The sequence below is a fragment of the Terriglobales bacterium genome (assembly GCA_035543055.1).
GTDB lineage: Bacteria > Acidobacteriota > Terriglobia > Terriglobales > Acidobacteriaceae > JAIQFD01.
This window is the reverse complement of sequence record DATKKJ010000211.1, coordinates 17,039-28,027: the sequence shown is the minus strand read 5'-3', so window position 1 is coordinate 28,027 and position 10,989 is coordinate 17,039. Positions and strand designations below refer to the sequence as shown.

The 10,989-nt window shown below is 65.4% G+C and carries 8 protein-coding genes and 1 tRNA gene; 4 read left to right on the top strand and 5 right to left on the bottom strand.

Annotation, left to right across the window (positions count from 1 at the left end):
- Nucleotides 1-1,049 (top strand): GGDEF domain-containing protein (locus tag VMS96_13935; GenBank protein ID HVP44528.1); only part of this gene is annotated, 1,049 nt, incomplete at its 5' end.
- Between the two features lie 27 nt (nt 1,050-1,076).
- Here VMS96_13935 and VMS96_13930 read toward each other — a convergent pair.
- Complete coding sequence (locus tag VMS96_13930; protein ID HVP44527.1) at nt 1,077-2,096, bottom strand: YncE family protein; 1,020 nt, start codon at nt 2,094-2,096, stop codon at nt 1,077-1,079.
- Nucleotides 2,097-2,276: 180 nt separating this feature from the next.
- On the opposite strand from VMS96_13930, the gene VMS96_13925 reads away from it, so the two are divergent.
- Genes VMS96_13925 through VMS96_13915 form a run of 3 tightly spaced genes read left to right on the top strand, consistent with a single transcriptional unit; the run spans nt 2,277 to nt 7,511 of the window.
- A complete protein-coding gene (locus VMS96_13925) occupies nt 2,277-3,398 on the top strand; it encodes a TolC family protein (protein ID HVP44526.1) in 1,122 nt (373 codons plus the stop codon).
- The gene (locus VMS96_13920) at nt 3,382-4,482 is read left to right on the top strand and encodes an efflux RND transporter periplasmic adaptor subunit (protein ID HVP44525.1); all 1,101 of its coding nucleotides are present in this window, start codon (nt 3,382-3,384) and stop codon (nt 4,480-4,482) included. Before VMS96_13925 ends, VMS96_13920 begins: the two co-directional genes overlap by 17 nt.
- Nucleotides 4,479-7,511 (top strand): efflux RND transporter permease subunit, encoded by a 3,033-nt coding sequence (locus tag VMS96_13915; GenBank protein HVP44524.1) that lies wholly within the window; start codon nt 4,479-4,481, stop codon nt 7,509-7,511. Before VMS96_13920 ends, VMS96_13915 begins: the two co-directional genes overlap by 4 nt.
- 52 nt (nt 7,512-7,563) lie before the next feature.
- Here the strand turns inward: VMS96_13915 and VMS96_13910 are convergent.
- From VMS96_13910 to VMS96_13895, 4 genes are all read right to left on the bottom strand, one after another.
- Nucleotides 7,564-7,639, bottom strand: a tRNA-Ala gene (locus VMS96_13910).
- 58 nt (nt 7,640-7,697) lie between these two features.
- Entirely contained in the window at nt 7,698-8,909 is a 1,212-nt protein-coding gene (locus VMS96_13905; protein ID HVP44523.1) for an alanine--tRNA ligase-related protein, read from the bottom strand.
- Nucleotides 8,910-8,949: 40 nt separating this feature from the next.
- On the bottom strand, nt 8,950-10,158 hold the full coding sequence (locus VMS96_13900) for a threonine synthase (protein ID HVP44522.1): 1,209 nt from the start codon (nt 10,156-10,158) through the stop codon (nt 8,950-8,952).
- A gap of 54 nt (nt 10,159-10,212) precedes the next feature.
- Nucleotides 10,213-10,947, bottom strand: a complete 735-nt coding sequence (locus tag VMS96_13895; protein ID HVP44521.1) for a tetratricopeptide repeat protein — start codon at nt 10,945-10,947, stop codon at nt 10,213-10,215.
- Nucleotides 10,948-10,989 lie beyond the last annotated feature (42 nt).

Genomic DNA, 10,989 nt, shown 5'->3' with positions numbered 1-10,989 from the left:
ACTACACCGGTAGCCTGTTTGACATCCCTTTGCTTGCCTCCATGGCGTGGTTCGCCGGAGTCGGCGCCGTGGGAGGCCGGACCAAGGGCCGCACCGGGATCCAGCCGGAAGCGGGGACTGCCCAAAGCGCCTGGATCTCATGGACAGCCATGGTGGCCCGCCTGTCCTTGCCGATCATGGCCGGTTGGGCCATCTATGGCGGCCAGGCGCCAAGCGAGGTGCGGAACTTCCGCATGCTGCTGACCCTCTGCGTGATGCTGCTGATGGGCGCGCTGGCCTCACTCAAACAAGCACGGTCCGACGAAGAACTGGCGCAGGCCAACGTCGATCTACGCGAAGCTTCGCTGAGCGACTTGCTCACCGGCGCCCGGAACCGCCGTTTTCTCACGGTCTCGATCTCCGCCGATATCCAGCAGGTCCTGCGCGCCTACTCTGGAGAAGCGGACCCCGAGTCCAGGCGCAACCGGGACATGATCTTCTATCTTATCGACGCCGATCATTTCAAAGAGATCAATGACCATTACGGCCATGACACCGGCGACGAGGTCCTGGTCGAGATGGCGCGCCGCATCAGCTCCGCCATCCGCAATTCCGACGTCCTGATCCGCTGGGGCGGAGAGGAATTCCTGGTTCTCTCCCGCTACACCGACCGGGAAAACGCGACTGCGCTCGCGGCCCGTGTCCTGGCCGCAGTGGGCGGCGAGTCCTTCACCGTGAAAGGAGGACACACCATCCGCCGCACCTGCTCCATCGGATGGGCGGCCTTCCCTTGGTTCACGGAACATCCGGACACGGTGCGGTATGAGGAAGTCCTGCGCCTTGCCGACTGCGCCCTCTATGAGGCCAAGAGGATCGGACGCAATCAGGCGGTGGGCATGCTTCCCGTCGGCAACGAGCCCGTCGCCGTTCCTCCGCGGCCCGCTGAGGACACTCCAGACCGCTCCGTGACCCACTTCCCGGTGCAAACCGTCGTCATCCAGGGGCCGCAGATCCTCAGGGCCGACTCGCCGGTGACGGTGGCGGGCTCCAAAGTGGTGCCCATCTCCTAATTATCCTGAACCGAACCACGGCGCCGGTTACTTGGCCGGCCGATAGACCAGGATCATGAAGGTGTCCGGCTTGATGGTCGGACGCCGCTGGCCTTCCGCCGGCGGGCCTAACTCCGCGGTCGGCAGAAAAACAGTGTGGGTCTTCGGGTCGAGCGCCATGGTCCGGGCGCCACGCTGGGTGGTGACGTTCTCCGCTACTTCGTACTGTCCGCCCTTGGTTTCACGGACGACGGTCAGCGTACCCTCCCCGTTGGAGGCGAAGGCCAGCTTGAGGCCGGGGTCGTAGGCTGCGGCATCGGTGCCGCCGCCGGTCGGCACTGAGGCGATGAGCTTGCCGTTGCGGGCGTCGACGATCTGCATCTTCTTGTTCCCGCACACCGCGAACAGGCGGTGGCCCTCGGTGTCCAAGGCCAGGCCGGAAGGCTCTTCGCAGTCGGCCAGCTTCCAGCGCTGAGCAACGGTCCAGGTGCGCGAATCGACATCGGCGATCTCGCCCTTGTCCTCGAGATTGACGTACACGTGGTCCTTGTCGGCGGCGGCGAATTCCAGTTTGCCGCCGAGCGGTACGGTGGCGACCACTTTCATGGCCGCGGGATCGATGGCCATCACATCCTTGCTGCGCCCGTGCATGACCACGACGCGCTTCGAGTTCGGGTCATAAATGATGGCGTCCGGGCCCTCGCCCACCTTGATGTCCTGGATGGGCTTGAGGCTGTGAAGGTCGAAGACCGTCACCGTCCCGGCGCGTCCGTTGGTGCTGAAGCCGCGCCCGAGGTCGGGGACCAGGGCCGTGCCATGCGCGCCTTCGGCCGGCACCGCGCCGAGCTTCTTTCCCGAGGCAGCGTCGGCAACCAGGATCTCCTTGCCGTGCGCGATGAACAGCCGATTGCCGTCGGGGTCATAGGTCACATAGTCCCATCCGCCTTCGCCGCCCAGCGCGTACGTCGCGGCCTTTTGGAACGGGGGCTGCGACTGCGGCGCTGCCCAGCCAGCGGTGACGGTGAGCAAAGTGAGTAGAAGGGCGACGATCATATGACGAGTGCGCATGGGTGCCTCCTGGCGAACGCATGACTATACAACTGCGGGAGGAGCCGGCCAAACAGGTGGCATGTTCTAATAGTCCGTTCAGCGATGGGAAGACACCGTTTAGTCCGCCTCCTGGCCGTGCCCGTCCTCGGCGCCGTGTTGGCGTCCGCCCAGGCGCCCCCTCTGGATCTGAAGGGAGCGATGGCCGAGGCACAGGCCAACAACCTGGATCTGCGCGCAGCGCGGGAGCGGCGCGCGCAGGCCATCGCCGGGCTTACCATCGCGCGGCAGATCCCGAACCCGACGGTGTCTTTTGCGGCGGCGCGTGACCTGCCGCATGAAACCCTGCTGTGGGACCAGCCCATCGAGCTGAGCGGAAAGCGGGGCCAGCGGATCGCAGTCGCGAAGGAAGAGCAGAGGGGGACCGAGGTCGAGATCGCGGTCCTGGAGCGGCAGGTCCGGCGCCGCACCCGCGAGGCCTTCTACCGGGCGCAGTGGGCGCGTGCCCAACGCGACCAGTTGAAGGCCGCACAGGAGCTTGCGAGGCGTATCCGCGACATCGTCCAGCAGCGGTTTGACGTGGGCGACGTGGCGCAGCTCGAAGTGATCCAGGCGGATGTGGAATTGACGCGTGCGACCGTGGACGCAGAGACGGCGCAGCAGGCGCTCCGCGCCGCCGACGCGCAGCTTGCCGGACTGCTGAACCGCAAGCCGGGCACGCCTTTGCCGCTCAGCGGCCGCCTCGACGAGATCCCTCCAGACCTCTCCCTGGACGAAACCACGCGCGTGGCGCTCACCTCCAGTGCCGGGATCCAGCGCACGACGCAGGAACTGAAGACGGAGGAGCGGCGGCTTTCCCTGGCCAAGGCGGAGCGGGTCCCGAACCTGGGCCTGCAGGCAGGCGTAGACTTGAATTCCCCGCCTGACTTCAGCGTCGGGCCGCGGGGGCAGGTCGCGATCACGTTGCCGCTCTTCTACCACGGGCAGGGAGAGGTCGCGCTGTCGAGCGCCAAGCTGAGCTTCCTGCATCTTTCCCTGGAAGCGCTGCAAACGGCTACCTCGGCGGAAGTCGCAGCCGCGTACTTTGATTTTGTCGCCAAAGCGTATCAGGCGCAGCAGTACAAAGCCCGGATCGTGCCCGAGGCTCAGCGGCTCGAGCAGATGTCGGAGGACAGTTACCGCTCGGGGAAGAGTAACCTGCTTACGCTGATCGATGCGCAGCGCAAGCTGAACGAGATTCAGCGGGCCTACCTGGATAGCTTGCTGGCGGCCCAAAGTTCTTTCGCGAACCTGGAGGAGATCGTCGGTGCGAACCTTGACTAGACGGCAGCGGTCCGGAGCGCTCGCCCTGGCAGCCTGTCTGGCGCTTCTCGGATGCGGGAGGCACTCCGCGGAAGCGAACACCGCGGCCGGCCCGGTCCCCGACGTCACGGTGGCGAAAGTGGAGCGGGGCGTCATCGCGCAGGACCTGGCTGTGAGCGGGAATGTGACGGCCGCCCCGAACCGCGATGCCAAACTGGGGGCCCTGGTCACCGGCCGCATCGCGAAGGTGTTGGTCGCAGAAGGCGATAGCGTCAAGCAAGGCCAGCCGCTCGTGGAGCTCGAGGACCAGCCGCTCCTGGACCAGGTGCGCCAGGCGGAGGCGGCGGTCGCGCAAGCCAAAGCCAACGAGGAGAATGCCAGGCGGACCGCCACCCGTGAAGAAGGACTGCTGGAACGGGGCATCTCGTCGCGCAAGGAAGTGGAGGACGCGCGCACCCAGATGGCTGTGAACGAGGCCGCCCGACGTTCCGCAGAGGCCGCTCTGTCGGTCGCTCGGACGCAGCTATCACGCTCGGTCATCCGCGCGCCCTTTAACGGGACTGTCGTGCACCGTTTTCTTGGCGTGGGCGAGCAGGTGGATGGCGCCGGGTCGCAGCCGGTCGTGGAGGTCGCCAGCATCGACACCCTCGAGCTGCTGGGCACGGTGCCGGCTTCGCGCCTGCAGAAGGTGCGCGTCGGCGAGAACTTCACCTTCCAGACGCCGGAGGCGTCGGATGTGACCTTCACCGCCAGCGTGGTCGCCGTGCTGCCGGCGGTGGACCCCGCTACCAACAACGGCACTGTCCGCATCCGCATCGAGAACGCGAAGCACCAGCTCAAGTTCGGGACGTTCCTCACCCTCACTCTGCCGATCCAGGAAAGCAGGACGCGCCTGATCGTGCCTCGGCAGGCGATCTATCCGGATGAGAATGGAGAACCGCGGGTCTACAAGGTCACGGGGGACCGGGCTGAATCGGTCGCCGTGGAGGTTGGGATCGAGACGAAAGATAAGGCAGAGATCCGCTCGGGAGTGAAGGAAGGCGACACGGTGATCGTCATCGGTGGCTACGGATTGCCGGAGAAGGCAAGGGTCCACGTCAAGTGAACCTCGTCCGCGCCTGCCGCCGGAACAGCCGCGCCGTCTTCCTGCTGACGGCGGCGCTCACGGTCGCCGGGCTGTATTCCGTGTTCCTGCTTCCCAGCAACATCTATCCTGAGCTGACATTCCCACGCATCGTGGTGCTGGTCCACGCGGGCGACCTTTCCCCCGACTCCACGCTGCTGACCGTGACGCGTCCGATCGAGGAGCAGGTGGCCACGGTCCTCGGCGTGCGCAGGGTGCGGTCGCGCACCATCCGCGGCGGGGCGGAGATCTCGGTGATCTTTGCCGACGGCACCGACATGCAGCAGGCGCTGCAACTGGTGCAGGCACGGGTGAACGAGGCTCGCTCGTCCTTGCCGGCCTCGACCGAGATCGAGGTCGAGCGGCTCACCCCGACCGTCTGGCCGATCCTCAGCCTGGTCCTGAACGGCAACGTCCCAGACGCGGACTTGCGCGACTACGCCACCTACAACCTGAAGCCGGCCTTCAGCCGGGTCCCGGGCGTAGCGCGCGTGGAGATCAACGCCACCGATACGCGCGAGATCTCCGTGATCGTCGATCCGCAGAAGGCACTGGCCCATCGCCTGAGCCTTCCCGACATCACCGAACGGTTGCGCGCCACCAACAACCTCACCAGCGTCGGACGGCTCGACAGCGGCTACCTGCAGTTCCTGGTGCTGACCAACTCGCAATTTAAGAGCCTGGACCAGGTCGGCGATACGGTGTTGAGCAGCGACCCGGCGAACCCGGTCCGGCTCAAGGACGTGGCCAACATCAGGCAGGGCACGGCCGACCGCCGCACCATCGTGACCGGCAACGGGCGCCCGGCCGCGGTCATCAACGTGACCCGCCAGATCGGCGGCAACATCATCCACGTCTCCGATCAGGTGAAGCAGGTCGCATTCCAGAGCCAGAACCTGATCCCCCCGACACTGCGCCTTTCGGTGGTGTATGACCTCGCCGAGTTCGTGGGGGAATCGATGGCCAGCGTCCGGGACGCCATCCTGATCGGAGCTTTGCTGGCGGTCGTCGTCCTGTTCGTCTTCCTGCGCCACGCGCGCATCACGGTCGTGGCGGCGGTGAGCCTGCCGATCACCGTGATCGCGACGTTCTTCTTCGTCAAGATCCTGGGCGGGACGCTCAATCTGATGTCGCTCGGCGGGCTCGCCATCGCCATCGGGCTGGTGATCGACGATGCGGTCGTGGTGGTCGAGAACATCTATCGCCATATCGCGGCAGGCGAGACCGCGGAAGCCGCGGCGGAGGCGGGCACCCGCGAACTGATCGGGCCGGTGGTCGGCTCCACCCTCACGACCGTGGTCGTGTTTCTTCCGCTCGGGTTGCTCGGCGGCGCGGTCGGCGACTTCTTTTCGGCGCTGTCGCTCACGCTCGCGGCGTCGGTGCTGCTCTCGCTGGTCTATGCCCTCACGTTCGTGCCCCTGCTGGCGGAGTACCTCCTGGTAAAGGCGAAGGTGAGTGACTCAGCGGCGCGTTTCATGGAGCCCGTGAACCACCTCTATGAACGCGGCATCCGCTGGGCGCTCAGCCATCGTCGGCTTGTCGGGGTGACGGCGGGGGTGCTCGTGCTGGTCGCCATCCTCGCCTATGCCCGGATCGGGACCGGCTTCCTGCCGGAGATGGATGAGGGTGGCTTCGTGATCGACTACCTGACTCCGCCGGGAACCTCGCTCAGTGAAACCGACGCCCTGGTGAAGCAGCTGGAGGAAAAAGTAGCGGCCTTGCCGGAGAGGTCGGCGTTCTCGCGCCGGACGGGAGCGGAACTCGGGTTGTTCGCCACCGAGCAGAACAAGGGCGACATCCTCGTCAAGCTGAAACCGCGCTCGGAGCGGAAGCGCCGCGCCCAGCAGATCATCGCTGACCTGCGCGCCCAGATCACGAAGGGGATCGCTGGGGCGGACGTGGAGTTCATCCAGATCCTGCAGGACATGCTCGGCGACCTGGAAGGCGCGCCGGAACCGGTGGAGGTGAAGATCTTCGGCTCCGACAGCGGCACGCTCAATCGCATTGCCGACCAGGTCGGGCCGCAGATGGAGAAGATCCCTGGCATCGTGGACTTCAAGGGGCCGCGACGCGGGAATCCCGAATTGCTCATCAATGTGGATCCCAGGCGTGCGGCGCACGAGGGCCTGACTGTGGACCAGGTCTCGCAACAACTCCGCGATGGCCTGCTCGGCGACTCCTCCACGGATTTTCGCATGAGCGACCGGCTGATCCCGATCCGTGTCCGCTACCCCGATGAGTTCCGCTTCCAGGAGCAGAACGTGCGCCAGTTCCCCATCGTCACGCCCAGCAAGCAAACGGTGCGGCTGGAGTCGCTCGCCACCATCACGCGCGACCGGGGACAGAACCAGCTGCTGCGCGAGAATCAGCGCCTGATGGTCGTACTGACGGCGCGTTTGGAGAACCGTGACCTGGGCAGCGTGATCGCTGACGTGAAAAAGGTGCTGGCGAGCGCCCAACTGCCGGTCGGCTACACCTATGAGATCGGCGGCCAATACGAGACGCAGCAGAAGTCGTTCCGTGACCTTTTGTTCGTCCTCGGACTGGCGCTGGCAGCGGTGTTCACCGTGCTCGTCATCCAGTTCCGGGCGTTCCTGCCGGCTTTGGCGATCATTTCGGCTGCACCGCTCTCCCTGATCGGGGTTTTCCTGCTCCTGCTGATCACCGGCACGCCGTTGAACGTTTCCTCCTTCATGGGGATCATCCTGATGGTCGGGCTGGTAGTGAAGAACGGCATCATCCTGTTCGAGTACTACGAGCGGCTGCGCGGGACGATGTCGGCGGCGGAAGCGCTTGTTCAGGCAGGACGCATCCGGCTGCGGCCGATCCTGATGACAACCCTGTGCACGCTGTTCGGGTTGTTGCCTCTGGCCCTCGGGATCGGCTCCGGCGCGGAGCTGCAAAAGCCGCTGGCCATCGCGGTGATTGGCGGCCTTTCGGTTTCAACCATCGTGACCCTGGTGGCGATCCCGGTCTTCTATAGCTGGGTCAGCGGGACAGGACGTGCCTAGCGATCGTGTTGCGGTCTAGGTCGTACGGCCACGCGTTGGGGGCAGAAAGGATTGGTGGAGCTAGTCGGGATCGAACCGACGACCTCATCGTTGCGAACGATGCGCTCTCCCAGCTGAGCTATAGCCCCACGGGACGCTCTCATTTTATCAACCGCGCTGCAGCTTGGGTAGTCGCGCCCTCGTGGCTTATCGCAGCGCTTGCGCAATCTCGTGCAGGACGGCCGCGATCCTGCTGCCATCGGGTGCGCCGCCTTGGGCGAAGTCGCGGCTGCCTCCGCCCCGCCCGCCGAGCGCCGCCATGGCCTTCCTCATCTCCGCGCCCATGTCGGAAGGCAGGCCGGGAGACTGCGCGAATACCAGGGCCGGCTGGCCCAAGGTCGAAGCCAGCAGCGCGACCGCCGGCTCTCCCGCACCCGCGATCTTCTGCGCCAGCAGGCGCACGAAAGCGAGTTCCCTATCGGCGATCACGCGCACGATCTTCTTGCGCCCGTTCTCGACGGGTGCGTCCGCAAGCAACCTGGCCGCGGCCAGCTCCGCCACTTCTTCGAGCAGCTTCTGCTGCGCCCGGGCGCCCGCTTTGGCGTCGTCCAGAGATTTGCGAACCTGCTGCGGCAGTTCCCAGATGTGGGTGGAAAGCGCGCCGGCGGCTTCGGTGAGCGCGGAATAATCCTGTCGCGCGGTGGTGACGGCGCGTCCGCCACATACGAATTCCACCCTCACTCCCTGCTTCACGTTCTCCGTCTTGCGCAGCAGGATGGCCCCGATCTGCCCGGTGCTGCGCACGTGGGTCCCGCCGCACGCAGTCAAGTCGAAATCACGGATGTCGATCAGCCGCAACTTGTCCCGCTCGGTTTCGGGAATCTTGCGGACGCCCAGCGCCCTCGCTTCTTCCGGGGCGACAAAGCGGACCTCCACCGGCCGGTCCTCGGTCACCACCTCGTTCGCCAACAGCTCGGCCTGCTCCACTTGCCGGCGCGATAAGGACTTGGTTCCCAGGTCGATGGTGCAGCTCTCGTCACCCATGTGGAATGAGACCGTGGGCATATCGAACAGCCGGACGAATGCCGCCGAGAGCACGTGCTGCCCGGAGTGCTGCTGCATGTGGTCGCGTCGGCGGGCAGCGTCGATGCTGCCGTGCACACTCACCCCGGCTACAAGGGCGACCGAAACGTAGTGCAGGATGATCCCGTCCTCGGTCTCGGCGACTTCCTCGACCTGCACCTCCGCTCCGCTGGCGGCTCTCAGGGCGCCGGTATCGAAGGTCTGCCCGCCACTGGTGGGATAGAACGCAGTGCGGTCCAGCACGATGGCCACCCGCCCGCTCTGCTCACGCAGTCTGATGACCTTGGCTTCGAAGTCGTAGAGGAAAGAATCCCGGTAATAAAGCCGTTCCGTCATGACTTGACTCGATGGCCAGATCTTCAGATGCCCTGGTCCCTCAGTACGGGCCGATGATTCCGCCGATGGCGCGGGAGGCGGGCGATTTCGTCCGGCTGATCTTCATCGCTGAAGCGACCACGTCGAGATACTTCAGCCCCGAGCCGGTATTGAACAGCACCACCCGGTCGCGCTTCTTGAGGAACCCACTCCCCCGCAGCTTGTGATAGGCCGCCAGCGCGGCTGCGCCTTCAGGCGCGGCGAAGATACCCTCCTCCGAGGCCCACTCGCGCACCGCGTCCAAGATCTCGGCATCGCTTACGGCGACCGCCGTCCCGCGGCTCTTCTTCAGGATGTCGAGGATGATGTAGTCGGCGTAAGCCTTGGGCACGCGCAATCCGGCGGCGATGGTCGCTGCATCGGGCCATGCCTCCGAGACGCTCTTGCCTTCATCCCATGCTTTAGGGATTGGGGCGCAACCACTTGATTGCACGGCAACCATCTTTGGCCGCTTGGAGCCGATCCAGCCCAGTTCCTGCATCTCTTCGAAGGCCTTCCACATGCCGATCAGGCCGACGCCGCCCCCCGTGGGATAGATGATGGCTTCCGGCAGCTTCCAATCAAGCTGCTCCGCGACCTCATAACCCATGGTCTTCTTGCCCTCGACCCGAAACGGCTCCTTGAGGGTCGAAACGTCGAACCAGCCCTCGGCCTGCTTGCGCTCGCCGACGATGCGGGCACAGTCGCTGATCAATCCCTTGACCAGGGTGACGTGCGCGCCGTAGGCCTTGCACTCGACCAGATTGGCCTGGGGCACGTCCTCGGGCATGAAGATGTGGGCCTCGATGCCTGCCGCCGCCGCGTAGGCGGCCAGGGCGCTGGCCGCATTCCCCGCCGAGGGCACGGCCAGCTTCTTGAGGCCGTAGGCCTTCGCCATGGTGACCGCGACGCACAGTCCCCGGGCCTTGAACGAGCCGGTCGGGTTCAGCCCCTCGTCCTTGATGAAGACCCCGGAGTACTTGCGGCTGGGGAGCATGGGCGTGAACCCTTCACCCAATGACACGGGCATGACATTGGGCAGGACCTCGGCATAGCGCCACATAGTCGCCGGCCGCCCGGCCAGCGATTTCCTGGTGAACTTGCGTCTCAGTCTGGCCAGGTCATAACGGACATAGAGCGACCCGCCATCCTTGGGGCAAACGGTCTGCGGCCGGCCCCCGCTGAGGCGCTGGCTACACTTGGTGCACTCCAGGTAAGCGATCGTTGCCATGCGGAACGGAGAAGTCTAGCAGAAGAGATGACGGAGGCTCGCACCGCGAGCCATTCAACGCAAGTCCTTCAGCAGCGCGGCCGCGCGGCGGAACCACGGCCGCTCGCGGCGTTTCTGGAACCCGGGCATGGTGCGCTTCTTATTGAGCACTCGCTCCAGCAGCTCCCGCGCCTCCGAGCTCCGACCTTGCGACTTCAAGAATTCGGCGTAATGGACCTGCGACTCGGTGAGAGTGGAGGTCCTCATCACTTCGCGGAACAGCGCGTCAGCCTTATCGTTCTGCCCGGTACGGGCGTAGGCGTGGGCCAGCAGCGCCGGGGCCCGCGAGAAGTCATACTTGGGGTCCTTGCCGACAGCCCGCTCCAGGTCCGGCACTGCGCCGGCAAAGTCACCCAACTCCATCGAGCAGATGCCGCGCCGGTAGAACGGGTCGGGGGAATCGGTGCGCGACGAGATCGAGCGGTCGAAGCACTCCTTGGCGCGGGCGAACTTGCCCTCGTCCAGATAGAGCTGCCCCAGCTCCTCGTAGTTTCCCGCCGAGGGATTGTCCATCACGATGGCTTGCAGTTCACCGATGCGCCGTCTCCGGGAGAATCCCCGGAACGTTCCGCCTAGCAACTGGGCGTCGGGCAGCACCTCGGCGACGATATACACCAGTGCCCCGATGGGCCCGAGAAAGAGGATGACCCAGAGCCAGTAGGTATCCGGCCGCCGGCGGATGAAGTGGACGATCGCGGTCACCTGGAGGAGGATCCCCCAGGGATACATCAGTCCCAGCAAGCTGAACATTTGCGCTGGTTATAACATGCAGATCTCCCTCCTGCCTCCTGC

Coding starts and splice junctions, on each gene's coding strand:
- VMS96_13930 (HVP44527.1), bottom strand. CDS start 2,096: ATGCGCACTCGTCATATGATCGTCGCCCTTCTACTCACTTTGCTCACC.
- VMS96_13925 (HVP44526.1), top strand. CDS start 2,277: ATGGCCGAGGCACAGGCCAACAACCTGGATCTGCGCGCAGCGCGGGAG.
- VMS96_13905 (HVP44523.1), bottom strand. CDS start 8,909: ATGACGGAACGGCTTTATTACCGGGATTCTTTCCTCTACGACTTCGAA.
- VMS96_13900 (HVP44522.1), bottom strand. CDS start 10,158: ATGGCAACGATCGCTTACCTGGAGTGCACCAAGTGTAGCCAGCGCCTC.
- VMS96_13895 (HVP44521.1), bottom strand. CDS start 10,947: ATGTTCAGCTTGCTGGGACTGATGTATCCCTGGGGGATCCTCCTCCAG.